This window comes from Alcaligenes sp. Me129 (genome assembly GCF_050487245.1).
Lineage (GTDB): Bacteria > Pseudomonadota > Gammaproteobacteria > Burkholderiales > Burkholderiaceae_B > Alcaligenes > Alcaligenes phenolicus.
In genome coordinates this window covers 50,602-77,156 of sequence record NZ_JBKQGX010000017.1, presented here as the reverse complement: position 1 = coordinate 77,156, position 26,555 = coordinate 50,602, and the positions used below count along the sequence as shown (strand labels likewise).

19 protein-coding genes are annotated in these 26,555 nt (G+C 57.2%); 12 read left to right on the top strand and 7 right to left on the bottom strand.

What is annotated here, in order from left to right; genetic code table 11:
• Positions 1-76: 76 nt before the first annotated feature.
• The 6 genes from rplQ to dsbD all read left to right on the top strand — a co-directional run bounded on the left by rplQ (position 77) and on the right by dsbD (position 6,210).
• The gene (rplQ, locus tag ACLPGZ_RS16090) at positions 77-463 is read left to right on the top strand and encodes a 50S ribosomal protein L17 (protein ID WP_003805334.1); all 387 of its coding nucleotides are present in this window, start codon (positions 77-79) and stop codon (positions 461-463) included.
• A 498-nt stretch (positions 464-961) separates the two neighbouring features.
• Complete coding sequence (locus ACLPGZ_RS16085) at positions 962-2,047, top strand: LLM class flavin-dependent oxidoreductase (protein WP_035269604.1); 1,086 nt, start codon at positions 962-964, stop codon at positions 2,045-2,047.
• A 123-nt stretch (positions 2,048-2,170) separates the two neighbouring features.
• Entirely contained in the window at positions 2,171-2,716 is a 546-nt protein-coding gene (locus tag ACLPGZ_RS16080) for a flavin reductase family protein (RefSeq protein ID WP_009459970.1), read from the top strand.
• 123 nt (positions 2,717-2,839) lie between these two features.
• A complete protein-coding gene (locus ACLPGZ_RS16075; RefSeq protein ID WP_060185527.1) occupies positions 2,840-3,814 on the top strand; it encodes an AraC family transcriptional regulator in 975 nt (324 codons plus the stop codon).
• Between the two features lie 46 nt (positions 3,815-3,860).
• The gene (gene cutA / locus ACLPGZ_RS16070; protein ID WP_081055347.1) at positions 3,861-4,247 is read left to right on the top strand and encodes a divalent-cation tolerance protein CutA; all 387 of its coding nucleotides are present in this window, start codon (positions 3,861-3,863) and stop codon (positions 4,245-4,247) included.
• Positions 4,248-4,284: 37 nt separating this feature from the next.
• Positions 4,285-6,210 carry a protein-disulfide reductase DsbD gene (gene dsbD, locus ACLPGZ_RS16065; RefSeq protein WP_374697610.1) on the top strand — a complete coding sequence of 642 codons (1,926 nt, stop codon included), beginning with the start codon at positions 4,285-4,287 and terminating at the stop codon, positions 6,208-6,210.
• Between the two features lie 118 nt (positions 6,211-6,328).
• Here the strand turns inward: dsbD and hemB are convergent, their stop codons facing one another.
• Positions 6,329-7,348, bottom strand: coding sequence for a porphobilinogen synthase (gene hemB / locus ACLPGZ_RS16060; protein ID WP_035269608.1), 1,020 nt, complete (start codon positions 7,346-7,348; stop codon positions 6,329-6,331).
• Positions 7,345-7,968 carry a ribosome biogenesis GTP-binding protein YihA/YsxC gene (gene yihA, locus ACLPGZ_RS16055; RefSeq protein ID WP_009459957.1) on the bottom strand — a complete coding sequence of 208 codons (624 nt, stop codon included), beginning with the start codon at positions 7,966-7,968 and terminating at the stop codon, positions 7,345-7,347. The genes hemB and yihA overlap by 4 nt, the downstream gene beginning before the upstream one ends.
• Before the next feature lie 157 nt (positions 7,969-8,125).
• On the opposite strand from yihA, the gene ACLPGZ_RS16050 reads away from it, so the two are divergent.
• The 3 genes from ACLPGZ_RS16050 to ccsB all read left to right on the top strand — a co-directional run bounded on the left by ACLPGZ_RS16050 (position 8,126) and on the right by ccsB (position 12,473).
• On the top strand, positions 8,126-8,830 hold the full coding sequence (locus tag ACLPGZ_RS16050; protein ID WP_026484814.1) for a c-type cytochrome: 705 nt from the start codon (positions 8,126-8,128) through the stop codon (positions 8,828-8,830).
• Between the two features lie 226 nt (positions 8,831-9,056).
• The gene (locus tag ACLPGZ_RS16045; protein WP_035269614.1) at positions 9,057-11,099 is read left to right on the top strand and encodes a cytochrome c biogenesis protein ResB; all 2,043 of its coding nucleotides are present in this window, start codon (positions 9,057-9,059) and stop codon (positions 11,097-11,099) included.
• A 15-nt stretch (positions 11,100-11,114) separates the two neighbouring features.
• The gene (ccsB, locus tag ACLPGZ_RS16040; protein WP_035269615.1) at positions 11,115-12,473 is read left to right on the top strand and encodes a c-type cytochrome biogenesis protein CcsB; all 1,359 of its coding nucleotides are present in this window, start codon (positions 11,115-11,117) and stop codon (positions 12,471-12,473) included.
• Positions 12,474-13,351: 878 nt separating this feature from the next.
• On the opposite strand, the gene ACLPGZ_RS16035 is transcribed toward ccsB, so the two are convergent.
• The 4 genes from ACLPGZ_RS16035 to ACLPGZ_RS16020 all read right to left on the bottom strand — a co-directional run bounded on the left by ACLPGZ_RS16035 (position 13,352) and on the right by ACLPGZ_RS16020 (position 20,452).
• Complete coding sequence (locus tag ACLPGZ_RS16035) at positions 13,352-16,264, bottom strand: EAL domain-containing protein (RefSeq protein WP_239054893.1); 2,913 nt, start codon at positions 16,262-16,264, stop codon at positions 13,352-13,354.
• 199 nt (positions 16,265-16,463) lie between these two features.
• A complete protein-coding gene (lysA, locus tag ACLPGZ_RS16030; RefSeq protein WP_009461980.1) occupies positions 16,464-17,732 on the bottom strand; it encodes a diaminopimelate decarboxylase in 1,269 nt (422 codons plus the stop codon).
• A gap of 41 nt (positions 17,733-17,773) precedes the next feature.
• A complete protein-coding gene (lptM, locus tag ACLPGZ_RS16025) occupies positions 17,774-17,908 on the bottom strand; it encodes an LPS translocon maturation chaperone LptM (protein WP_080655585.1) in 135 nt (44 codons plus the stop codon).
• Between the two features lie 96 nt (positions 17,909-18,004).
• Positions 18,005-20,452 (bottom strand): penicillin-binding protein 1A, encoded by a 2,448-nt coding sequence (locus ACLPGZ_RS16020; RefSeq protein ID WP_035269617.1) that lies wholly within the window; start codon positions 20,450-20,452, stop codon positions 18,005-18,007.
• Between the two features lie 119 nt (positions 20,453-20,571).
• On the opposite strand from ACLPGZ_RS16020, the gene ACLPGZ_RS16015 reads away from it, so the two are divergent.
• From ACLPGZ_RS16015 to ACLPGZ_RS16005, 3 genes are read left to right on the top strand one after another with little or no spacing between them, the layout of a single operon-like run.
• Complete coding sequence (locus tag ACLPGZ_RS16015) at positions 20,572-21,177, top strand: shikimate kinase (protein ID WP_009461975.1); 606 nt, start codon at positions 20,572-20,574, stop codon at positions 21,175-21,177.
• Positions 21,178-22,266, top strand: coding sequence for a 3-dehydroquinate synthase (gene aroB, locus ACLPGZ_RS16010; protein ID WP_239054891.1), 1,089 nt, complete (start codon positions 21,178-21,180; stop codon positions 22,264-22,266). It begins immediately after the preceding gene.
• Positions 22,267-22,271: 5 nt separating this feature from the next.
• Positions 22,272-23,396, top strand: coding sequence for a deoxyguanosinetriphosphate triphosphohydrolase (locus ACLPGZ_RS16005; RefSeq protein WP_060185522.1), 1,125 nt, complete (start codon positions 22,272-22,274; stop codon positions 23,394-23,396).
• Between the two features lie 148 nt (positions 23,397-23,544).
• Here the strand turns inward: ACLPGZ_RS16005 and uvrA are convergent, their stop codons facing one another.
• Positions 23,545-26,508 carry an excinuclease ABC subunit UvrA gene (gene uvrA, locus ACLPGZ_RS16000; protein ID WP_226349798.1) on the bottom strand — a complete coding sequence of 988 codons (2,964 nt, stop codon included), beginning with the start codon at positions 26,506-26,508 and terminating at the stop codon, positions 23,545-23,547.
• Positions 26,509-26,555: the final 47 nt, after the last annotated feature.

Here is a 26,555-nt window from a genome sequence, read left to right as displayed (position 1 = left end):
AGCTGATAGAAGAACCGGATTTACGCATGTCGCATAAGCGGCATGCCAATTAGATTCATTATTTAGGAAAATCATCATGCGTCACCGTCACGGTCTACGTAAACTGAATCGTACCAGCAGCCACCGTTTGGCCATGTTCCGCAACATGTCCGTGTCCCTGCTGACTCACGAAGCCATCAAAACCACCCTGCCTAAAGCTAAAGAGCTGCGCCGCGTGGTTGAGCCTCTGATCACTTTGGCTAAAAACCCAACCTTGGCAAACCGTCGTCTGGCTTTCGCCCGTCTGCGCGACCGCGATGCAGTGACCAAGCTGTTTGAAGTTTTCGGCCCACGTTACCAAGAGCGTAACGGCGGCTACACCCGCATCCTGAAAATGGGTTTCCGTCAGGGTGACAACGCTCCTATGGCATTCATGGAGCTGGTGGATCGTCCAGAAGTTCAGGAAGAAGCCGCTGCTGAATAAGCGCCGCTTGTTTCTACAGTAGTATTGAAAACGGACTCTCAGGAGTCCGTTTTTTTATTGGCGGAGTATGGTCTCTTGTTCATCACGGGCTGGGCGTTTTTGGGAAGGTCTTAACCTTGTTGCTGCTGTTGCTGCTGGCCTTGTTTCCCACTTTCGTTTCGCTTTTGCCCCAGGCTTAGTGCTAAGCCTACCCCTCATATAAGTCCAAGCGTGGGCTTGAGCCAGAGCGTGGACTCCGTTTCAGTACAGTGTGAAGGTGTAAAGCAGGGTGCTTTGACTATTGAAAAAAGTTCTGAAAACACGACAAGCCGCTGTTATATAAGGGTTTTTGCTAGGTTTTGTGGCCTGTAGAGCTTTAAAGTTCAAATAATTGCAGGCAATTGATAAAACCGGCAGTGATCCGATAGTGGGCCGTAAAGCCAATCCCTAAAATCTGCGCTATGTCAGCTTCGCCATGGTGGTGAGCTGTAAAGAACAACGATTTTCAGGAGACTGGCGATGGCACAGAATACATTGCTCACACACGATAAGTTTCTGCTGGGAACCTTTGCTACCAACTGCGGTGGTGGCATGACGGTATCGACCTTGCCCGATCGCTGGCAGGCTACGTGGGAAAACAATCTGAAGTTGGGCAAGCTGCTGGACGATGCTGGCATCGACTTCATGCTGCCTATCGCCCGTTGGATTGGTTACGGTGGCGAAACCGATTTCCACGGCTATGTACTGGAAACTGTCACCTGGGCGACGGCCTTGCTGGCCAATACTCGCAATATCAGCGTGTTTGCCACTGTGCACACCGTTGCGAACCACCCCGTTGTGATCGCCAAGCAGATCGCCACTATGGCTCAGATGAGCGGCAACCGTGTCGGTCTGAATATTGTGGCTGGCTGGAACAAGCCCGAGTACGACGCTTTGGGGGTGAAGTTACCTGATGATCACGAAACCCGCTATGGCTATGCACAAGAGTGGTTCGATTTGATCAAGAAGATCTGGCACCACGACGGTCGCTTCGATTGGGATGGCAAGTACTTTCAGGCCAAAGGCGTCTACGGCAACCCCCGCCCTGAATTTGATCCACCTATCTTTAACGCGGCTGGTTCCGGTCAGGGCCGCGAGTTCGCCAGCCGCAACGCGAACTTCCTGTTCACGCCTGCCATGGAGTTGGAGCGCTCCAGGAAAGAAGTGGCTGAACTCAAGGCACAAGGCCAAGCGCAAGGCCGCAAGGTTGATGTGATGACCTTCTCGCACGTGGTTTGCCGTCCGACGCAAGCCGAGGCCAAGGCCGAGTGGGAACGCATCATGGCCAATATCGACAATGGTGCCGTGGATAACCTGATGAATTTGCAGTTTGCCCACGCCCATTCCTTCCCGCACGAGCTGCTGGAGCAGATTCGCGAGCGTATGGCCGCGGGCCATGGTGGCTTCCCGCTGGTGGGTACGCCCGAGCAAGTGGCTGACGGTTTGTGTGCGTTGCACGAAGCCGGTTTCCGGGGAACAACCTTGTCCTTTGTGGACTATGTAAAGGAATTCCCTTATTTCCGTGATACTGTGCTGCCTTTGTTGCAGCAGCGTGGCATTCGCTAAGAGCGATTTTCTGGCTATCGGGCAGGCTTGGGTTTGCTCTGGGGGATAGCCAGTTCACGTACGCCACGCAGGCAGCACCGTCCTGATGACTGTGCTGCCCATAAGATTAAAAAAGGGTGAATCATGCCTGTGGAATTGGCTTCCTTGCCGACAGACCAAGCGCTGCACGCGCCTGGAGTTTCTGCCGAGCAGTTCAAACTTGCTATGCGCCATCTGGGTGGCACGGCCAATGTGATTACGGTCGAACACCAGGGCCAGCGTAGCGGCCTGACGGCAACGTCGGTCACCTCGGTAGCCGCAGATCCGGCAGAGGTACTGGTCTGTGTGAATCAAAGCTCCTCGTCCTGGCCTTTAATGCGTGACAGTGGCCTGTTCGGTGTGAATATTCTGGGTGTCGAGCAGGCAGGCATGGCTTTGCAGTTTGCCGGTTTCAAAGGCGAGCAAGGCGATGCGCGTTATGCCGGACATGATTGGCTGCGTACCGAGCACGGTATCTGGTTGGCACGACAAGCTCCTGCCGCTTTGGCCTGCCAGATCGTGGAAGTAATTGAACGTCATAGCCATGCTTTGGTATTGGGCCGTGTCTTGCAGGTGCACCATGCCGAGCAGGCACAGGATTCGCCTTTGCTGTATTGGCAGGGACGTTTTGGCCGTTTTCAGGGCCAGTAAATCGTCGGGATCGCTGTCTCTGTCTTGGCACCTTAACCGGGCCTAGGGATAGTCTCGATGTTGCAGTGCAAGAGGCTGTGCCACACTAAGGCACAGCTTTTTTTATCGCTTGTTGCGACGCTCATGACCACCATACTGAATCGCTATGCCCAGCTGCATTCGCAGGATGTGGACTGCGTTCAGCACTATATCTCCCAGGTTTTCTGCCCGCATAGTCTGACCCTGGCGGATACGCGTCAGCGTCTGAATGCACGCTTGTATCTACGCCAAGGCCAGGATGTGGCCTATGGTCGTTTGCGCTATGGCGCGCAGGTGCAGATTCAGCCCCAGCCACTGGACGACTTCTATCTCTTGCAAATTCCTCTGTCGGGACAAGAGCAGATTCATACGGCGCACGGACGTTTCGCGTCTACCTCTCGCCTGGCTTCCATCATCAGCCCGACTCAAGACTTCAGCATGGAACATAGTCTGGAGGCCGATAAGCTGTTTGTGCGTATTGGGCGCCAAGGGCTGGAGCGCCACTATCAGGATTATTTTGCGCAGCCTGTACGCGGCCCCTTGGAGTTTCAGCCTTCCATTCCTTTGGATGCGCCTGGCGGAGCCGGTTTGCGCCGCTTGCTGGATTGGCAGTTTGCCGAAGTGTCGGACGGCACTTTGTTTGATCAGCCCCGTCAGGTACGCCAATTCGAGCAGACCCTGATTTATGCCTTGTTCGAGCTGCACCAGCACAATCAGCCCGCCCATAAGACCGCGGCAGCCTTGCCGCATGTTTTGCGACGTGCCCTGGATTTCATGGAAAGTCAGACCGGCCAGCCCATCACGATTGGCGATATAGCCCAAGCGGCAGGTGTTAGTGTGCGCAGTCTGTATGCGGGGTTTCGGGAACATTTGGGTGTCGCACCGATGGCGCGTCTAAAGCAGATGCGTTTGGAAGCGGCCCGCCGATATTTGCAGGAAGGTGGCATGTCAGTCACCGAAGTGGCCCTGGCCTGTGGCTTTGCCCACCTGGGACAGTTCTCTGCTGACTATCGACATCGCTATGGCGAGCGCCCCTCTGAAACATTAAGCGGCCTGACTCGACCTCGGTCCAGCATCTAAGCGCCGGCATCCGGCGCTACACTAAGGGCTTGATTAGGAGCCCTGCATGTCCTCTGAGAATTCCTCCAGTTCCAAACCCAAACTGGCCTTGACCTTGCCCGATCTGGATGCACAGCAATTGGTGCTGGTGCAGACGACGGTGCCCGATATGATGCTGGCCAAGTACCTGGCTCATCACCTGGTTGAAGATGGAATTGCCGCTTGTGCGAACCTTGCGCCCGCCAGTTTGTCTATGTACATGTGGCAAGGGGAGTTACAGGGTGATGAGGAAATCACGCTGACTTTCAAAACCACAGTGGCCCGGCTACCGGAACTGGCAGATCGCTTGCGAGAGCAGCATCCTTACGAACTGCCTGAATTGATTGTGTTTCCGGTTGTTGGTGGTTTCACCGCTTATCTGGATTGGGTCCGCACCCAGACGCGTCCAGCGTAATCTCAGATAGCCCAGCCTAAAAAACCGGAATAGATTTGTGCCTTTGTCTTTGAAGCGTTCTCCGTTTTCTGCCCAGCGTCTTGGCGCGTGGTTTGCTGTTTTCTTTGTCCTGATGCTGGCCTGGCTGGCAACGCCATTGACGGCGCAGGCAGAAGAAGAGTTTCTGGACCCGGAACAGGCGTTTGTACTGACCGCGGCCATGAGCCAGCCCGATCAGTTGGATATCCATTTCCAGATTGCGCCTGAATACTATATGTATCGCAAGCGCTTCGGGATCTCGACCGAGAAGGCCGAGCATTTGGGTACTCCCCAGCTTCCCGATGGCGAAAAGGTGTACGACCCTACCTTTGACGAAGTCATGGAGGTCTACCGCAACTCGGTCACCCTGCGAGTGCCTGTTCTGGCCGATAGCGGTACGGGCCAGGATCTGAAAATTGATGTGGTCAGCCAGGGTTGTGCCGATGCTGGCCTGTGCTATTCCCCCTCTACGCAAACCTTGACCCTGATCCCCACCGGACAGGGCTGGGAAGTGGCAGGCCCCTTTGGTGTGGTGTCGGTGCCTGCGCCGGGTGAAGGCTCGGATCAGAAAGCAGACACCACAGCCACGACGTCTACGGCTACATCTGCCAGCACAGGTGGTGTCGCGTCGGCCTTGAGCCTGAGTGATGTGGGCTTGGCGGATTATCTCAAGCAAGCAGGTTGGGGGCAGATTGTGCTGCTGAGCTTTGTGTTCGGCTTGCTGCTGTCCTTTACACCCTGCGTCTTGCCGATGGTGCCGATTCTGCTGTCCATCATTGCGGGCCGTAATCAGCCTGCGCCATCGCGCTGGCATGGTTTGAAAATGGCTTTTGCCTTTGTGCTGGGCTTGTCTCTGGTCTACACCTTGCTGGGTGTGGCGGCAGGTTTGCTGGGCGCAGGCTTGGCAAGCTGGTTGCAGAATCCGTGGGTCTTGGGCTTGTTTGCCCTGATCCTGGTGGTGCTGGCCTTGTCCATGCTGGATGTATTTACGGTGCAGGCCCCGGCAGCGCTGCAAAATCGCCTGAATGAAACCATGAACCGTTTGCCGGGTGGGCAGATGGGTGGCGTGTTCCTGATGGGCATGCTGTCTGCGCTGATCGTCGGCCCTTGCGTAGCAGCGCCTTTGGCGGGTGTGCTGCTGTTTATTTCGCAGACGGGTGATGTGGTCCTGGGCGGCTCGGCTCTGTTCGCCTTGGCCTGGGGGTCGGGCGTGTTGCTGCTGATTGTGGGCGCGGGTTCTGGCAGTGTGTTGCCCAAGGCCGGTGCCTGGATGGAAAGTGTCAAAACCGCATTTGGTGTCTTGCTGTTGGCTACGGCCTGGTGGATGGTCTCGCCCTTGATGTCTGGCACGATCGCGGTCTTTGGCTGGGTCGTTTTGGCTTTGTGGGCCGCGGCCTTGTTGGGTGCATTTGGGCGCGGCACGGCTGCACGTACGCCTTGGTCGGGCTTGCGCCAGGGCGTAGGCATGATGCTGGCGGTCTGGGCCATCATGATGATGATCAGTATTGCCCTGGGTCGTCCTAGCGTGATTCGTCCACTGGAAGGGCTGAAATCGTCCGGTACGGTGGCAGCCGCTCAAAGCAAAGTGGAGTTTCAGCGCGTACTCACTTTGCAGGAGCTGGAAGGACGGCTGGCCAAGACCACCCGTCCCGTCATGCTGGATTTCTATGCAGACTGGTGTGTGTCCTGCATTGAAATGGAGAATTTCACGTTCAGTGATCCTGCGGTTGCACAGCGTATGGCACAGTTTGATTTGCTGCAGGTGGATGTGACAGCCAACACTCCCGAGGACAGGGAGTTGCTGAAACATTTCCGCCTGTTTGGCCCTCCCGGCATCATGTTTTTCGATTCCAAGGGGAAACAGCTGGAACAATTGCGCGTGATCGGTTTTCAGGATGCCAGTCGCTTTTCCAAGGTGCTGGATGAGGTTCTGGCCGGTGCCTGAAGTTCCTGATTTGCCCCGAATCGGGCTTATCAGGGCTTAACAGACGATAGATCGTCGCATACACACAACAAAAAACGCAGCTCACAGGCTGCGTTTTTTGCGTTCTGATTGATGTGAATCAGCAGTTCTGCTCGCGCATCAGCTTGGCGGCTTCGATGGCGAAATAGGTCAGAATGCCGTCGCCACCAGCACGCTTGAATGCCAGCAGAGACTCCATCATGACCTTGTCGTGATCCAGCCAGCCGTTCTGGGCGGCAGCCTTGATCATCGCGTACTCGCCGCTGACTTGGTAGGCATAGGTTGGCATGCCAAAGGCGTCTTTTACGTCGCGCAGGATGTCCAGGTAAGGCAGGCCAGGTTTGACCATGACCATATCGGCACCTTCGCGGATATCGGCGGCCACTTCGCGCAGGGCTTCGTTACGGTTGGCGGGGTCCATCTGGTAGGTGTTCTTGTTGGAACGGCCCAGATTGGCAGCCGAGCCCACCGCGTCGCGGAAGGGGCCGTAGAAGGCGCTGGCGTACTTGGCCGAGTAAGCCATGATGCGGGTGTGGATGAACTGGTCCTTGTCCAGAGCAGCGCGAATGGAGCCGATGCGGCCGTCCATCATGTCGCTGGGGGCCACAATGTCCACGCCAGCCTGGGCTTGCGTCTGGGCCTGACGGATCAGCATGGCGACCGTCTCTTCGTTCAGGATGTGACCGGCTTCGTCCAGAATGCCGTCCTGGCCGTGGCTGGTGTAGGGGTCCAGAGCCACGTCAGTCAGCACGCCCAGCTCGGGGAATTGCTGCTTGAGCATGCCCACCACGCGCGGAATCAGGCCGTTCGGGTTGGCGGCTTCGCTGCCATCCGGCGTTTTCAGGGACGGGTCGATGGATGGGAACAGGGACAACACGGGGATGCCCAGCTCCAGACACTGTTCGGCCACGCGCATCAGTTCATCAGGCGAATAGCGCATGACGCCGGGCATGGAGCCCACTTGCTCCTGAACTTTCTCGCCTTCACGTACAAAGACCGGGTAGATCAGGTCGTCTGTGGACAGGCGGTTTTCACGCACCAGACGGCGGGAAAACTCGTCGCGGCGGTTACGGCGCAGGCGAGTATTTGGAAAGTCGGCAGGAGGAATAAAACGAGTCATGGAACAACCTTCGGAGAAATCCAGTTTTCGATGCATTCGGTCGCTTCGGGCAAGCCGATACGATCAGTGGAGGAGAAGGGCAGCGCATGCAGGGCGCCAATTTCCCGGAGTTGGCGGCGCACTTCGGCCACCGCCTTGATGCGTTGACCATACGGCAGTTTGTCGGCCTTGGTCAAAAGAGCCAGTACGGGCTTGCCGGTAGGTGCAATCCAGTCGGCCAGACGCATATCCAGGTCGGTCACGCCGCGTCGGATGTCGATCAGCAACACAATGCCGGCAATCGAGGGGCGGGAGACCAGGTACTCGCCCAGAATTTCGGCCCAGTCCTGCTTTTCGTGGCGCGCCACGGCGGCGTAGCCGTAGCCGGGCAAGTCCACCAGGTGGCCCAGAAAGTCGCCCGGCGAGAGCGGGTCGGGGATGCCGAACATATTGATCAGGCGTGTTCGTCCCGGCGTTTTACTGGAAAAAGCCAGTTTCCGTTGGTTGGCCAACACATTGATGGCGGAGGATTTGCCCGCATTGGAGCGCCCCACAAAACAGACCTCTGGCGGTCCGGGAGGAGGCAGCTGATCGATCTGAGCAGCTGAAATCGTGAAGTGAGCGCGGTGCAGTATCGACATGGTTGCAGCGTAATTCCATATTGGTTCAGCGCCTATTGTATAATCTCTCGATTTGAAACAGTAATGTCGTAGTCCACTGGGTACTGACCAGCGGCTTACGGTGGCTTTTGCGGGGCGCATGCGGCACCCCGATTGATTCGCGATTATCGAGGTCCAAATGAAGCGTGCGCTTTCCCGAGTCGTTATCGCAAGCAGCCTGACGATGGCTTGCTCTGTGGTTTTTACCGCTAACGTGGCCAATGCAGCTGGTCTGCCCAAGCCAGATGCCGCCAAAGGCGAGCAGCTCTACCTGCAAGGTGAGATGTCGCGTGGCGTGCTGGCCTGTGTGACCTGTCACGGGGATGGCGGCAACAGTATTATTCCGGTCAACCCGTCGCTGGCTCACCAGCCGTACGAGTACCTGGTCAAGCAGCTGCACGATTTCCGTGCCAAGGACGAGAAGTCTGTGCCTTCCCGTCGCGGCCCTGAAGGCGCCAACAGCCTGATGACCGCCATTGCTGCCGGCATGACCGAAGAAGACATGCAAAACGTGGCTTTCTTCCTGTCCCAACAGCCCGTGAACTGGGATCAGGCAGCTAACGCTACCAAAGAAGACACCATGGAACGTGGCCAGAAGATCTGGCGCGGCGGTTTGCCCGAGCGCGGTGTTGCGGCCTGTGCCGCTTGCCACTCGCCTGATGGCGCTGGTATGCCCGGTCAGTTCCCCCGTCTGGCTGGCCAGCACCCTGCCTACATTGCCGAACAGCTCAAATTGTTCCGCAGCGGCGACCGTGCCAATGGCCCGATGATGCATGACATCGCGGATCGCATGTCGGACGCCGACATTGCAGCCGTGTCAGATTTCGCAGCTGGCCTGCGTTAATCAGTCCAAGGGGGCCATTGGCCCCCTGACTGTCTGAAGCCTGACATTCGCTTTTTGGCCCCAGCTTCCTGATAGTCATGGCAGTTTGGGAGCCTTAACAACGGGCAGTGCCGATTTGGGCCGGGTCTCGTGTTGGTGTTTTGTCCAGCGATCGAACTTTGTGTGCGTTCTGCGTTCAAAGTCTGGATGTTTCCGGTGAAACCCCCCACCTCCTAAGCTAGCCTTTGTGAAAAAAGTATCCCCCGTACGTCGCTTTGCGGCTGATTTTCTGGAATTGCTCGGTTCGATGCGCTTTGCCATCAGCTTGCTGATGTTCATTTGCGTAGCTAGTCTGATCGGCACTGTTCTGGCGCAAAATCAGCCGGCCAATACGTATATCGATCAATTCGGGCCGTACTGGTTTGAATTTTTCGACCATTTTTCGATCTGGTCCATCTACAACAGTGGCTGGTTCATGGTCATCATGACGTTTCTGGTGGTCTCGACCACGCTGTGCGTCATTCGTAATGCCCCCAAGATGATCCGTGAAATGCGCACGTTCAAAGAGCATGTGCGCGGCGGCAGTCTGAAAGCCTTTCCCCACCGTGTTGAACTGGAAAGCGCCGGTGCTCCCGAACATAATCGCGAGCAGGTGCAAGGCTGGTTGCAGTCTCAGGGTTACGCCGTGCGCGTGCGTCAGGATGACGACGGCAGCATGATGATGGCGGCCAAGAAGGGCAGCGCCAACAAGCTGGGTTACATTTTTGCCCACTTGGCGATTGTGGTGATCTGTGTGGGCGGCCTGCTCGACAGCGAATTGCCCGTGCGCCTGCAAGTGTGGCTGGGTGGCAAACAGCCCATTACTGAAAACATGCTGATTTCCCAGGTGCCCGAGTCGGGTCGACTTGGCTTGGGCAATCCCAGCTTCCGCGCCAATATGCTGGTGCCAGAGGGGGCCCGTACGGCTACTGCCGTGGTCAATTCCGGTGAAGGCGTCCTGATTCAGCCCTTGCCTTTTGCCCTGGAACTCAAGCGTTTCCTGGTGGAGTACTACTCAACCGGCATGCCCAGCAGCTTCAAGAGTGAAGTGGAAGTTACCGATCCCGTCACGGGCGATACGTTCGAGCGCACCATCGAGGTGAACGAGCCGCTGCGTTACAAGGGGGTCACGGTTTACCAGTCCGGTTTTGACGATGGCGGCAGTATCCTCAGCCTGAAGGGCTATCCCTTGGTAGGCCCTGGTTCCAAGACCTTTGCGCTAAATGGCAAAGTGGGCGAAACCGTAGGCATTGCGGCCCAGGAAAGCCCCAACGAACATGCTTTGACGGTTCAGCTGACCGAGTTGCGCCCCATCAACGTGGAGAACCTGACTGAGGGTGATCCTCAGCCCAAGGCCATGATTGAACACGTAGCCGCGGTTACTGGTAGCGCTGCCAACAAGAAAGATCAGCATCTGAAGAACGTCGGCCCCAGCGTGAACTATCGCTTGATCGACGATCAGGGCCAGTCCCGCGAGTTTGTGAACTACATGCTGCCGGTGGAGCTGGATGGCACCCTGGTGTTTCTGGCCGGTATGCGTTTCTCGCCCGCCGAGCCGTTTCGCTATGTGCGTTTCCCGGCTGACGACAAGGGTTCCTTGAAGGAATTCATGGATTTGCGTGCGGCCACGCAGAACGAGGCCCTGGTGACCCAGGCGGCCGAGCGCTTTGCCGAGCGTAACTCTTCGTCGCCCGAGCAAAAAGAGCTGATGCTCTCCGCATCCAGAACCGCTTTGCAGACGTTTGTGCGTGCCGGTTTTGATGGCTTGATCAGCCGTGTCCCCGAGGCCGAGCGCGAGCGTATTCTGGGTTTTGCAATTCCCATGATTCAGTTCACACTGTCGGAATTGCGTGACTTGATCAGGCAGCAACAAGGTTTGCCGGAGTTGGATTACAGTCAGGAAAATAGCGATGCCAATCGCTGGATTCAGTCTGCTGTACTGGCGTTTGCCAACCTGCCTGATTACCCGGCACCGGTTATGTTGACCTTGGACAGCTTTGAGCAAGTTCAGGCCAGCGTATTCCAGGTGGCGCGCAGCCCAGGCATGTACATTGTGTACTTGGGTTGCTTGTTTCTGATTATTGGCGTGTTCTCGATGTTCTATATCCGGGATCGCCGTGTGTGGGTCTGGATTCGCCCTCACAACCAAGGCAGCAGTGTCATGGCTGCCATGACATCTCAACGTCGCAACTTGGACTTTAACCTCGAGTTTGATCGCCTTAAAGCGGCGTTCAACCGGCTATCTGTCTGACAAGGTGTAGCTACTATGGCGCAGACCCTTTCTTCGGCCACTCCCTCGATGTGGCAAGACAATATCGCTTCCAGTGGTGACCGGCGCGGTATCCGTGGCCGTCCGGACTGGACGGATGTGCTGTTTCTGGTGGTACTGGCTTTGGGTGCGGCGTATGCGCTCAATGTGTACAGCACCAGTATGGATTACTACGAAAAGATCATTCTGGTGGCTTTTGTGCCGTTTGTGGCCTGGCTGGGGTGGTTGTGGCGTCCGTTGCGCACGCTGCTGGTGTTGTCTGGTTTGACAGCTTTGCTGGCGGTCTGGCTGTACAGCACGGGTGATGGTTTGGGCACCGGCGATATTGAAAAGGCCGATTCGGTTTTTCTGCTGAAGTATTTGTTCTCTTCCCAGTCCGCCATTTTGTGGATGTGCGCGCTGTTCATTCTGGCTACGGTGATGTACTGGGCTGGTTTTTTCAGCAATACGGCGGCCTGGATGGGGTCGGGGCTGACCTGGGCGGCGATCTATGCCGGGATGACCGGTTTGCTGGTGCGCTGGCGCGAAGGCCACTTGTTGGGTCCGGACATCGGTCATATCCCGGTCAGCAATCTGTATGAAGTGTTTGTGCTGCTGGCGCTGATTACTGCCTTGTTCTACATGTATTACGAGCGTCGTTACAACACGCGTGCCTTGGGTGGCTTTGTGCTGTTGGCGATCAGCTCGCTGGTTATTTTTCTGCTGTGGTATTCCTTCACGCGTGATGCACACCAGATCCAGCCTTTGGTGCCTGCGTTGAAAAGCTGGTGGATGAAGCTGCACGTGCCGGCCAACTTTATTGGTTACGGTACGTTCTCGTTGGCGGCCATGGTGGGTTTTGCGTATCTGGTTAAGGAAAATGGCGAGACGCGTTCGCGTGCCAAGCTGATTCCGGTGTTTTTGCTGGGTGCGATTCTGTGTGCCGAGCCCATGATTTTTGGTTCGCGCGAGTTGTCGCCTACCTGGATGCTGTATTTCGGTATAGGTAGTGTGATCGTGGGTACGATTCTGTATTTCCGTGGTCCGATTTCGCGCAAGCTGCCTTCGCTGGAGGTGCTTGATGACATCATGTACCGGGCGATTGCGGTGGGTTTTGCCTTCTTTACGGTGGCTACGGTGCTGGGGGCCTTGTGGGCCGCTGATGCTTGGGGAACGTACTGGCAGTGGGACCCGAAAGAGACTTGGGCTTTGATTGTGTGGCTGAACTATGCGGCTTGGTTGCACTTGCGCTTGCTTAAAGGGCTGCGTGGCACGATGGCAGCGTATTGGGCGCTGGGTGGGCTGCTGATTACCAGCTTTGCGTTCCTGGGCGTGAATATGTTCTTGTCGGGGCTGCATTCCTACGGGGAGCTGTAAGGTTTCTGCTGTTCTGGGGTGCTTGTGTTTGGGCTTCGGAATGGCGGTTGTAGAATTGAGAAACCCGAGTTTGGCTGAGTGCCGGACTCGGGTTTTTTTGTGGCTGTTTATTTGTTCTTTTAGGGGCGGGTGCCTGGTAGGGGCTTGAATGGTGCTTTGGGGGGGGCATAAGCTCTGGGAGACGCCGCTGGTGTGCGGGTCGGGGTGTCGGGGCTTGAGCGCTTGCCGGTGCTGTGCACCGGTGCCCTTGGCAGAAGATCGCGTAGGGCGCATCCTGAACTCGCACGATGGTTTGTCCCCCGGACAAACCATAAGCGTCGTGCTCAAACAGCAGGATGCTTGAACCCCTACGCGATCTTCTGCCCGCGGCAAGCACTCTGAATCGCCCCGACACCCCGACCCGCACACCAGCGGCTCACAGTGTTTGTTTATGGACCAGTCCTAATTTTTTCGGTGAATAGTGGGTGGGTTTAGGGGAAGCGTGATTGCGGTTTTTGGGTTAGGCGTTAATCGGAAGTTTGTTGGATTGAGGTGGCTTTGCTTAGCCAGACTCAGATCTAGACCGCTAAAACCCAAGCTAGCTCGATGTCTGTATCTATCTTCAGATCTATTTACTGCTCCAACTTTAGATACGCGCCTGCACTCGGAGCGGTAGCAGATATGAAGTGCGAAATTTAGAGTTGGGTATTACGCAGTGGTAAGTGGTGCGATCGGGCCAGAAGACTCAGGCTCTTATATGGCAGGGTGTCGGGGTGATGATGGCGTCAGGAAGGCTTTTATAGCTTCCCCATGACATTTGCAATGAAGGCGCATTAATGTGGTGAGAAACGCGGTCCTTTGCCACCCAGGCCCTCTGTGGGGCTTGGGCGCTTACCTACTTACATGGCGGGCGGGAACTTGTCCTGGGATTCGATCAGGAACTGTCTGGCGGCGGCGTCGTGGACCAAGTCGGTCATGGCTTGGGCTTTGAGCAGGTCTGCAGGGGTGCAGGCTTTGGAGATGATGAAGCCTTGTACGTAGTCCACGCCCAGTTCTTGCAGGGCTTTCAGGGTGGGGACGTCTTCTACCCATTCGGCGATGCTGATCATGCCTAGGTTGTTGGCCAGTTCAACAATGGTTCGGACAATGGCGACGTTGGTTTCTTTTTTCAGCATGTCGCAAATCAGGGCTCCGTCGATCTTGATGGCATCGGCGGGCAGTTCGCGCAGGTAGGAGAAGGAGGTGTACCCCGCTCCAAAGTCATCCAGTGCGATGCGCACGCCCATTTTCTGCAGGCGACGCATGAAATTACGTGTGTGCTCCAGGTCGTCCAGTGCGACGCCTTCGGTGATTTCTACACACAGTCGGCGGGCCAGGTGTTCGAATCGGGCCAGGATGTCGAAGAGCCATTTGATGAAGGTGTCGTCGTTCAGGGACACGCCGCTCAGGTTGATGGTGACCCATTGGGTCTTGCTCAACTGAGCTTCGTGTTTGGACATCCATTCCAGGGTGGCGGAGAACACCCATTTATCGATGATGGTGATGGTGCCGCTTTCTTCTGCTGCTGCGATGATGCGGCCGGTAGGGATGAGCTGGCCAGAGGAGTCGCGCACGCGCAGCAAGGCCTCGAAGTTCAGGCTGTCCATGGGGCGACGCAAGGCAGCGATAGGCTGCATTTCCAGGTATAGCGCGCGAGAAGAGCCACCTTCCAGCTCTTCAAATAAACGTAGTTCTTCGGCGTGTTCTTGCAGGACGTTGGAGTCCTGCCCGTAGATAATCATGTCCTGATGCAGGCGGCGGGCGTCGCGGGCAGCTCGGCTGGCGGCGGAGATGGCTTCTTGCGGAGCCATGCCGGGGGCGACTTCGACCAGCCCCAGTGTGCTGCGCAGGTTGAAACTGCGGTTGCCAGCCAGCAAGGGGCTTTTGTTCAGCGATTCCAGCACGCTATTGGCCAGAGTGCGAGCCTGGTCGGGTTCGCAGTCTTCAAAGATGATGACAAATTCGTCGCTGCCGATGCGGCCAATCTTGTCTTTGCTGCGCAGGACGGATTCCAGTTGCTCGCAGACTTTCAGCAGCAGGGCATCGCCCGAGGAATGGCCGAAGGTGCCGTTCACATATTTGATGTGGTTCAGGTCCAGGTAGGCCAGCAGGCACGGTTTGTCGTCCTGGCTGCGGCTGAGCAGGCCGTCCAGTGCTTTTTCGATGCCGCGCTGGTTCAGGACATTGGTAACCGGATCGTTGTCGGCCATCAGGCGCAGTTGGCGGTAGGTCTCGGCACGGGCGGTGATGTCTTGCAGAGATCCTTCGATGCACTGATTGACGATGGCCACACGCAAGGCAAATTGGCAGGGCTGGGCATCGGCGTCGTAGTAGGTAATGGTCACGTCCTGACCATTTTGTGTGCTTTGGGCGACAGCTTTCCAGTCTTGTTCGGGAAAGAAATTGGTCCAGTGTATGGTGCTTTCGTTCGGGTCTGCGTCTATGTTGAGCATGCGCGCCAGAATGGGACTGATGCGCAGAAAGACGCCGGACTCGTTCAGGGTAAACATGCCGACGGGGGTCAGCAGGTAGTGGGCCATGAGTTCGTTACGGGCGCGCAGGGATTCGCTGCGGTCTTCTCGCAAGCGTTCACCCACGGCCAGGGCCACCATCAGGTTGGAGAGCAGGAAGGCGATGACGCCGTTGAAGTTCTCTACAAAGCTGGAGCGACCAAAGGCCACCAGAAAGATGGCTGAAATCAGCATGCACAGGGCCATGCTGAGCAGCACCAGTTGCCAGAGCAAGATGCGCGAGCGGGTGTGCAGGAGGACGGACAGCAGCACGGCAGAGACGCAGCACAGCGCGTAGATGGTGCTGACCCACATGACGGGCTGGAACACGGACGCCGGGGCCAGCAGGGACACGGGTAACAGGATCAGGCCCAGTATGCCCACCGTAGGCAGCAAGCGTTGCAGGCGGGCGGTAGTAATCGAGTTGCCCAGCAATACCGTAAACAGGGAATAGCTCAGGATGAAGTAGCAGGCGATGGTCACCTGGCGCAGCACCGGCATGTACTGCGAGGGCAGAATCTGGCCTAGCCACTGGGTATCCCAGCCCATGGCCATCGAACCCAGGCGCAGGTTGCCAATCAGCCAGACTGACAGCAGCAGGTAGATCCAGGCGCGGTTGGTGGCGGCCAGCACCAGCATGAACATGGCCATGGTCAGCAAGCCGCCTTCCAGCAGCCCTATGCCACGGCTAAGACGGATCGAGGAGTGGGTGACGTCAGCGCTGGCCCAGAGCTGAGCTTGCAGGAGGGTGGGGCGGGAGGTCTCGACACGGCACAGCACGGTGTCGGGGTGGTTCGCCTGGCCTAATTCCAGGGTGTAGCTTTTTACCGGGGCGGGTGACAGCGGGGTAGGCGGGTCCAGCTCACTGTTACGCAGGGCCTGGCCGCTGCGGGCGTCTTGGCAGTGCAGCGAGGAAATCGGGGAGGCCGGAAAGTGCAGGACCTGGTCCTGTTGGGGGAAGGGGGCGGGCAGGGTCAGCAGCAGCCAATGGGGCTCGCTCAGGTGCAATCGTTGCCGGGTCGGGGCATTTTCCAATTGCGTCAGTAACTCTGGATCCGCATGCTCTTGCTGGCTGGCCAGCGCCTGAATGCCCAAACTTTGACCGGGAACGGTAGGGTAGCGATTCGGCAGGAACAGTAATGCCCATAAAGTGAGCATGATCAGAAACAAAGGGATGACGTAAAGACTCAAGCCGCGAATCAGGCGCTCGCTGGCCGAAGTAACAGGCTCAAAGCCGTGTGTCGGTATCCCTGGGGTGGTCATGATGGTGGTACAGCCTCCAGCGCTTACCATCGAACTGTCTGGCCACTGACAGCGAAATCTGTGCGTTCCTGGCTAGGACAGGACGCAACAGGCCGGGACTGCGATGCCTGCTGATGGCAGCGCAGTCCCGGCCTGTTTTACGGTCAGATTCGAGAGTTCTTTAAGGCTGAATGGTTGTTACCTGCATTCTTGCCCGCCTTTAAGGGAGCAATCGTTCAGTGGCAAACAAACTTTCCAGGCTTTCGCGGGGGCGGATCACATGAACCTGATCGCCGTCGACCAGAATTTCAGCCGCACGGGGGCGGGTGTTGTACTGGCTGGCCATGGTAAAGGCGTAGGCACCGGCGGACATGATAGCGACCAGATCGTCCTGTTTCAGATCCAGCTGACGGTCACGAGCCAGCCAGTCACCGCTTTCGCAGATGGGGCCAACCAGATCGTAGCGGGGAGTGGACTCCGTCACTGGACGAGGCTCTACCGCTTCCACGCCGTGCCAGGCGTCGTACAGAGTGGGACGAATCAAGTCGTTCATGGCGGCATCAATGATGGCGAAGTTTTTGGTCTCGCCATGCTTGAGGTATTCCACGCGGCTGAGCAGCACACCGGCATTGCCCACCATGGAGCGGCCGGGTTCCAGCACGATTTCCAGATGGCCCAGGCCGTTCTTGTCCAGAGCGGCGAATACTTCGGTCAGCAGCTGGGTAGGGGTCACCAGGGTTTCGTCGGTGTAGCGAATGCCCAGACCGCCGCCCAAATCCAGATGAGTCAGGTTCACGCCTTGCTCTTTCAGGGCCAGGATCAGCTTGATCAGCTTGTCCAGCGCATCCAGGTAGGGGCTGACTTCGGTAATCTGTGAGCCGATATGGCAATCCACACCCACAATATTCAGGCTGGGCAGCTCTTGGGCGCGTGCATAGATGCGGGGAGCCTGATCAATAGGCACGCCGAACTTGTTGTCTTTCAGCCCGGTGGAAATGTAGGGATGGGTGCGGGCATCCACGTCCGGATTCACGCGCAAGGAAACAGGCGCTTTCACATTCATGCGTTCAGCAACCTGTGCAACGCGCTCCAGCTCGCCTTCGGATTCGACGTTGAAGCACTTCACGCCTGCTTTCAGGGCAGCTTCAATTTCCCAAACCTGTTTGCCGACACCGGAGAACACCACTTTGCCTGGATCGCCACCGGCGGCGATGACACGGGCCAGCTCACCGCCCGAGACAATGTCAAAGCCGGTACCCAGACGGGCGAATTCTTGCAGAATAGCCAGGTTGGAGTTGGCCTTCATGCCGTAGCACACCAACAACTTGCGGTCCTGGCCTGCCACTCGATAGGACTCCCAGGCGTCGCGCAAGGCTTGGCGGGAATACACATACAGAGGGGTGCCGAATTCTTCAGCCAGCTTGTTCAGGGGAACTTGCTCGGCGTGCAGCGTGTTGTTCTGAAATTGGAAGTGAGGTGCAACGGTCATGGTGTCGTCAAATAACAGAGGTTAAGCGAGCAGGGCGGAAATCAGCGCGGCGCTGTTTGGGCGTCCGCTGCTTCCTGCGCAGGAGGGTGGTACAAGGGGCCTTTGTAGCCGCAAGCGCTAAGAAAAACGCTAAGTGCCAGCAAGGCCAGCAGGCGGGAGGAACGTAGTTTGTTCATAAGGTGTTGAGCTAGTGCAGACAATGCAGAACATTATGCCACTGTGAGGGGCAAAGCATAAAAAACGCCGGCTAGGCCGGCGTTTGGGTACTGGATTTAGAAGGGGACGAAGGGCTGGGCTTGCGTGCCCGAAGAACCGGAGTCAGAGTCCAGTTGCCGCAGCAGGTCGCCAATACCATCGCTTTGATCGCTACCGCCTTGTTGCAGGGCACCGTCACCTGGAGCGGGCAGACCAACACGGGCAATCGCTTGTCCGGGTGGGAATTCGTCAAAGTAGAAGTCCCCATTGATGCGCGACAGGCCGGAAGGCATGGGGCCTGGAGGGACGATAGGCTTGTCTTTGAGCGCGGCGCGCATGTAGTTGATCCAGATAGGCATGGAAGCACCACCGCCGGTTTCACCCGAACCCAGGCTGCGTGGCTTGTCAAAGCCCATCCAGGCAATACCGACCAGATCTGGCGTGTAACCGGCAAACCAGGCGTCCTGGGAGTCGTTGGTGGTACCCGTCTTGCCACCAATGTCCGTACGCTTCAATTCGCGCGAGGAACGGGCACCAGTACCGGAAGTTGCCACACCGCGCAGCAAATCGTTCATGACGTAAGCCGTACGGGCGTCGATGGCACGGGCAGCCGCATCACCGGCCACAATGGGCTTGGCACGCATGATGACTTTGTTGGTGCTGTCGGTTACGTAATCGATCAGGTAGGGCTCGGTGCGGTAACCGCCATTGGCAAAGACCGAGTAAGCACCGGCCATTTGCAGGGGCGTTACGCTACCTGCGCCCAGAGCCAGTGGCAGCACGGCGGGTTGACGGGCTTTGTCGAAACCAAAGCGGGTCACGTATTCCTGCACATACTTGGGACCGACGGCCTGCATGATACGGATGGACACCATGTTTTTGGATTTATACAAACCTTGGCGCATGGTCAGCATGGGCTCGTAGGTGCGACCGTAGTTCTTGGGTGTCCAGGGCTTGGAGCCGGTCTGGGCCGCGGTCAGAACAAAAGGTTCGTCTGAAATCTGCGTGGCCGGAGTCAGACCGCGCTCTAGCGAGGAGGCGTAGATAAAGGGCTTGAAGGCCGAGCCGGGTTGACGCCAGGCTTGCGTGACGCGGTTGAACTTCCCGTCCGAGAAGTGGAAACCGCCCACCATGGCCTGGATAGCGCCGTCTTGCGGGCGTACCGACACAAAAGCCGCTTGCACCGCAGGCATATTGATCACTTCCCAGTAATCGCCATTGCGGAACAGATAGACCACGGAACCGCGCTGAATGCGTACGTCTGCCTTGGCGTTTTTCACCAGGCCACGAGCGACAATCTTCAGGGCGCGCTTGTCGTTGACATCAATAATTTGCTGGGCGGTACGGGCCACGCGAATCTGGTTGGGGCTGGCATCGAGCACCACACCGGTCAGCAAATCGCCTGTGTCGGGGTACTTGTCCTGCAAGTCATCCAGAATGGAATCCAGCTGTGCGTGATCGTTTTCAATACCGGCAGGCAGATCCACCTGGCCTTGCGGGCCGGTGTAAGGGGCACGACGGGTGTAATCCAGGATACCGTTGCGTACGGCCAGGTAAGCCGCTTCCTGGTCGGTGGACTTGATCGTGGTGTAGATATTGAAGCCGCGCGAGTACACATTGTCCTGGTAGACGCCGTACAGCAGTTGGCGAGCCAGTTCAGCTGCGTATTCACCGTGGATGGCGTAGCCACCTGCAGGCGTACCCAGAGCCGATTTCACGACGATTTCCTGTGCCATCGCGTCCTGGTATTCCTGCTCAGTGATGTAGCCCAGGGTACGCATGCGGCCCAGCACATAGGCTTGGCGAGTTTTGGCACGCTCGAAGTTGGCAATGGGGTTGAAGCGCGAGGGGGCTTTGGGAATACCGGCCAGCATGGCGGCTTCTGCTGTGGTGATTTCGCCCAGTTGCTTGCCCAGATACGTTCGTGAGGCTGCGGCAAAACCATAAGCACGATGTCCCAGATAGATCTGGTTCATGTACAGATCCAGGATCTGGTCTTTGGTCAGCGTGGCTTCAATCTTGAAGGTCAGCAGCAGTTCGTAGAACTTGCGGGTATAGGTCTTTTCCGATGACAGGTAGAAGTTACGCGCTACCTGCATGGTGATCGTACTGGCCCCCTGGGTCTTGGACATATGGGTCATGTTGGCCAAGGCAGCGCGGCCAACACCCATCCAGTCAATACCGCCGTGTTGGTAGAAGCGATCGTCCTCGGCCGCCAGAATGGCCGATTTCATGACATCGGGAATTTCGTCAAAACGCAACACATTGCGGCGTTCTTCACCAAATTCGCCGATCAACACCTTATCCGCCGTGTAAATGCGCAGCGGCACTCGGGGGCGGTAGTCGATCATGGCGCTAAGGTCAGGCAGGTTTGGCCAGGCCAAAGCCAGCGCAAGCGACCCGAGCAGGACGGCACACAGACCAAGCCCCACAAAAAAGACCGAGGTCTTGATGATGAGGCGGGCAAGCCAGGAACCGGAGCTTTGCTCGGGTTTAGAATTGGGGGAGCGGGAAGAGGAACTCATTAGGGCTGATTTTAAAGTCCAAACGCAGCAGGACTGGGCCTCAAACCAAGTATCAATGTAACAAAATAATACTAAGCAAGCGGACTGTGCTTAGGGAAGGCTAATGGGATAATACACAAATGAACCACTCTTTACCCGCTGAGCTGATGCCTGTAGAACATCCTGATCCCTTAACAGACGCCGAGCTGCTCCATTTACAACAGACTGGCCCACGCCCCATTATTTTGGTAGGCATGATGGGAGCCGGTAAAACGACCATTGGTCGCCAATTGGCGCGGGAACTCAAGCGCGAGTTTATGGACCTGGACCACGAGCTGGAAGCCCGTAGCGGTGTGCGAGTGGCCACTATCTTTGAGTTCGAAGGCGAGCAAGGGTTCCGCAAACGCGAATCTGCGGTGCTCGATATTTGTTCGCGTCAGACCGGTATTGTGCTGGCAACGGGGGGCGGGGCCATTTTGTCCGAGGCCAATCGCCAGATCATCAAAGATCGCGGTATCGTAGTGTACTTGTGTGCCACCGTAGACGAGCTGTACCGTCGCGTGGCCCGAGACCGTAACCGGCCGCTGTTGCAAACAGCGGACCCACGCGCCCGCATCCAGGAACTGTTGCAAGCGCGCGAACCCCTCTATGAAGAAGTGGCAGATGTCCGCTTTGAAACTGGCTCGGCGCCAGTTCATCATGCGGTGCGTCACTTATTGTCCCTGTTGAAAGAACGAGGTTGCTAAATGTCTGTAGTGCATGTTGACGCCCAGGGTGGCGCTTATCCCATCCATATCGCCGCCGGGCGTCTGGTGCATCTTGCAGACACGGTGCCAGCCGATACGTCTGCCATTGCAATCGTCACCAATCCTACGGTGGCCGCCCTGTACCTGGCACCTGCAAAGGAAGCCCTGGCTGCAACCGGCAAGCCTGTTCATGTGATCGAGCTGCCCGATGGCGAAGCCTACAAGAACTGGGAATCCCTGAACCTGATTTTTGACGCGCTGCTGGGCGGTCACCTGGATCGCAAGGCCCTGATTGTGGCCTTGGGCGGTGGCGTTATCGGCGATATGGCCGGTTTTGCTGCGGCCTGCTTCATGCGGGGCGTGCGCTTTGTGCAAGTGCCGACGACCTTGCTGGCGCAGGTGGACTCCTCGGTGGGCGGCAAGACGGCGATCAACCACCCGCTGGGCAAGAATATGGTGGGCGCGTTCTACCAGCCTATCGCTGTAGAAGTGGATACGGGCGTACTTAAGACTTTGCCTGCTCGTGAGATCTCCGCCGGTCTGGCGGAGGTTATCAAATACGGCATGATTTACGACCTGGACTTCTTCAACTGGTGTGAAGAGCAGATTGCGCCCATGCGTACGCTGGAACAAGAACAGATCGTCTATGCGATTCGCCGCTCCTGCGAGGTCAAGGCTGAAGTTGTTTCCCAGGATGAACGCGAATCTGGTCTGCGCGCCATTTTGAACTTTGGTCACACTTTTGGCCACGCGATCGAGTCCGGCATGGGCTACGGCCAATGGCTGCATGGTGAGGCCGTGGGCTGCGGCATGATTATGGCTGCCGAGCTCTCCGCCCTGGTCTGCGGCTTGCCTGCTCAGGACGTGGCTCGTATCAAGGCCCTGGTGCAAGCCAGCGGATGTCCGATCACTCCACCACAATGGCCTGCGGACCGTTGGCTGGAATTGATGCAGGTGGACAAGAAAAATGAAGGTGGCCAGCTGCGTTTTGTGCTGCTGGATAAATTAGGCCATGCCAAGGTGCAGGCGGTCGCGCCTGATGTGGTACGCCAGGCATTGGCCCGCTTTACAACGGTGGAACAGGAGTAAAACCTATGCAAATGCTTGCCGCTTATGCCTGTCACCCTGAACAGTCCCGCGGTCGGCGTTATGCAGAGGCAGCGCCCCAAGGCCGTAACGCCTTTCAGCGGGACCGCGACCGGATCATTCACTGCAATGCCTTTCGCTTGTTGGAATACAAAACCCAGGTTTTCATTAACCACGAAGGTGATTTGTTTCGAACACGATTGACGCATAGTCTGGAAGTGGCCCAGCTGGCGCGGGCTATTGCCCGCAATCTGGGTTTGCACGAAGACCTGATCGAAGCGATCTCTCTGGCTCATGATCTGGGCCACACTCCTTTTGGCCATGCAGGTCAGGACACCTTGAATAGCTGCATGCAAAGCCTGCGTCCCGAGGCCGGGGGTTTTGAGCATAATCTGCAAAGTCTGCGGGTGGTGGACGAGCTGGAAGAGCGCTATGCCGCCTTCAATGGCCTGAACCTGTGCTTTGAAACCCGCGAGGGGATTTTGAAGCATTGTTCGCTGAAGCACGCCCGTGAATTGGGCGAGGTCGGCCAGCGCTTTATTGATCGCACCCAACCGTCGCTGGAAGCCCAAATGGCCAATCTGGCCGATGAAATTGCTTACAACAATCACGATATTGATGACGGTTTGCGCTCCGGCCTGATCCGCTTGGAACAATTGCTGGAACTGCGCCTGTTCAACAGTCATTACGAGCATGTACAAGCCCAATATCCGGGCTTGAGCGGTCAACGTTTGGTGGCGGAGATTATCCGCGGCATGATCAACACGCTAGTGGTGGATTTAACGGAAACCACGCGTGCCAAGCTGGAAGAGCATCGCCCGGACAGCGTGGATGCGATTCGTCATTTGCCTCGTTTGGCCGGATTCTCGCCAGATATGCGGGCGCAGGCTGATGAGCTCAAACGCTTCTTGCACGCGAATCTGTATCGCCACTACAAGGTGGTGCGCATGATGAGCAAGGCGCAGAACATTGTGCGCGAGCTGTTCCATGCTTTTCTGGATGATCCTCGTTTGCTGGCGGCGGAGCATCGCCGTGAAGACCCGATTGCTCAGGCCCGTGCCATTGCTGATTACATCGCTGGCATGACGGACCGCCATGCCATTCGCGAGCACGACGCTATCTTCAAGATGTAGCTCTTGCAGCCTGTGGTGGAGTTACGCGACCTGCTATCAGCCAGTAGCCGTGTGCTGTTCAGGAGCTCTTCTTCATTGATAAAGCGCCAAAAAACCATGTTTTGGTGCTCGAGGCCTGAACAGCGTGGTCTTTTAAGGGAGACAGCCTTTAGCGCTGCAATAAAGGCTTCAGATAGCGCCCGGTATGGCTTTGCTCGCAAGCAGCAACAGTCTCCGGGGTGCCTTGCACCACAATCTGCCCACCGCCCTGGCCACCTTCCGGTCCCATGTCCACAATCCAGTCTGCCGTTTTGATCACATCCAGATTGTGCTCAATTACGACCACGCTATTGCCTGACTCAACCAGTTTGTCCAGCACTTCCAGCAAGACAGCAATGTCCTGAAAGTGCAGGCCGGTTGTGGGCTCGTCCAGCACATACAAGGTTTGACCGGTACTGCGCTTGGACAGCTCCAGTGACAATTTCACCCGCTGCGCCTCACCACCAGACAGGGTAGTCGCGCTTTGACCCAGGCGGATGTAGGACAAGCCCACATCAATCAAGGTAGTCAATTTACGCGCGACCGCTGGCACCGCATCAAAGTATTCCAGCGCCTGCTCAACCGTCAGGTCCAGCACTTCGCTGATATTGCGGCCTCGGTAGCGAATGTCCAGCGTTTCACGGTTGTAGCGACGGCCCTGGCAGACATCACAAGGCACATAGACGTCCGGCAGGAAGTGCATCTCTACCTTGACCACGCCATCGCCCTGACAAGCCTCGCAGCGGCCGCCTTTAACGTTAAAGGAGAAGCGGCCTGGGTCGTAGCCACGCAAACGCGCCTCGGGCACGCTGGCGAACAGCTCACGAATAGCCGTAAACATGCCCGTGTAGGTGGCTGGATTACTGCGTGGGGTACGACCAATCGGGGTTTGATCGACGTTGATGATCTTGTCGAAATGCTCCAGGCCTTCCATACGATCGTAGGGCGCCGGTTCGGCATGGGCACGGTGCAGCAAATGCGAGAAGGCGGTTGCCAGCGTGTCGTTGATCAGCGTGGACTTGCCCGAGCCGGACACGCCCGTAATGCAGACCAGTCGCCCAGCCGGAATCGCCAAATCAACAGACTTCAGGTTATTGCCGCTGGCACCGTACAGACGCAGCCAGTTCAGGCTGTCATCCACCGGGCGACGCTTGGGGATGGCAATCTGGCGCTTGCCGGACAGGTACTGGCCGGTTAGAGAGTCAGGGTTCTGGGCCAGATCTGCGGGTGAACCTTGAGCGGTAATTTGACCGCCATGTTCGCCAGCGCCGGGGCCCATATCGATAACATAGTCGGCGGTGCGTATCATGTCCTCGTCGTGCTCGACCACAATCACGCTATTACCCAGGTCCCGCAGGTGTTGCAGGGTCTGGATCAGCTTGTCGTTATCGCGCTGGTGCAGGCCAATGGAGGGCTCGTCCAGCACATACATCACGCCGGTCAGACCGGAACCGATCTGGCTGGCCAGACGAATACGCTGGGCCTCGCCACCGGAAATGGTGTCGGCGCTGCGGTCCAGAGACAGGTAGTTCAGACCCACATTGTTCAAAAACTCCAGCCGCAGGCGGATTTCACGCACGATGCGGTCGGCAATTTCTTTTTTCGCACCCGTCAGCGACAGACGCTCGAACCAGGCCAGGCAGTCGGACAGGGCCAGGGCTTCGACCTCATAGATGGCCAGACCTTTGGCTTGTCCTTGCGCTGCGGAGTGAGTCTGCGTGCACTGTGCGGCATTGTCAGACAGCTGGTCGACATTGAGGGTTGCGGAGTGGGCAGACGCGGTGCCTGCATGATGCTTGCACCCAGTATGGCTGGGAATCGGATCATCCCCGATACGGACGTGACGCGCCTCCAGACGCAGGCGTGCGCCATGGCAGGCTGGGCAGGTCTGGGTGCGACGCAGCTTGTTCAGCTCCTCGCGCACGGCGCTGGAATCGGTTTCCGCCCAGCGACGTTGCAAATTCGGAATCACCCCTTCAAATGGGTGAGTTTTCACGGTGGTGCGGCCTTTCTCATTCAAATAGAGAAAGGGGATTTCTTCCGCGCCGGAGCCATACAGCACGGTGCGACGTAGCGCTTCGGGCAGGGACTCGAAGGGGGCCTCTATATCAAAGTGATAATGAGCCGCCAGGCTGGTCAACAAAGTGTAGGTAAAGGCATTGCGTCGGTCCCAGCCCGCAATGGCACCGCCTGCCAGGCTCAGTTCCGGAAAGGCCACCACCCGTTCGGGGTCGAATACATCCACTTGCCCCAGGCCGCTACAGTCCGGGCAGGCTCCTGCTGGATTGTTGAAGCTGAACAGGCGTGGCTCCAGCTCGGGCAAGGAGTAATCGCAGACCGGGCAGGCGTAGTGACTGGAATAGGGCTGTTCCAGGCCTGTGTCCAGATTCACCACCAGACAACGCCCGTTGCTGGTGGACAGGGCGGTTTCCAGGCTCTCGGCCAGACGCTGCTGGCTATCGGGTCGAATGCGCAGACGGTCTATGACCAGGTCCAGGTCGTGTGCCTGTTGGGCATTGAGTGCAGGCAGATCTTCAATGCTGGAGATCTCGCCATCGACGCGTACCCGTACAAAGCCTTGGGCTTGCAGGCCGCGCAGTTCAAGCTGCAGGTCACCAACCAGGCCACGGTGCATGGGTGCCAGCACAGCAATACGGGTTTCAGGTTCCCATTGCAGAATCTGGTCTACCATCTGGCTCACGCTATGAGCCTGCAAGGCCAAGTGGTGTTCCGGGCAGTAAGGAGTCCCGACCCGCGCGTACAATAGGCGCAAATAATCGTGGATTTCGGTAGTGGTCCCCACGGTGGAACGCGGGTTATGGCCTGCTGCCTTTTGCTCGATGGCAATGGCAGGCGACAAACCTTCGATCAAGTCCACATCTGGCTTGTCCATCAGTTGCAAGAACTGACGTGCATAAGCGGACAGGCTTTCCACATAGCGCCGCTGGCCTTCGGCATACAAGGTGTCGAAGGCTAGAGAGGATTTCCCGGAACCGGACAGCCCCGTCAGCACGACCAACTGGTGGCGTGGCAGGTCTACGGAGACATTTTTCAGGTTGTGGGTACGGGCACCACGAATGCGGATGGCTTCCATCGCTTTATTTAGGCTTGTCAAAAGGCAACTTGCTACTATAGCGCGTT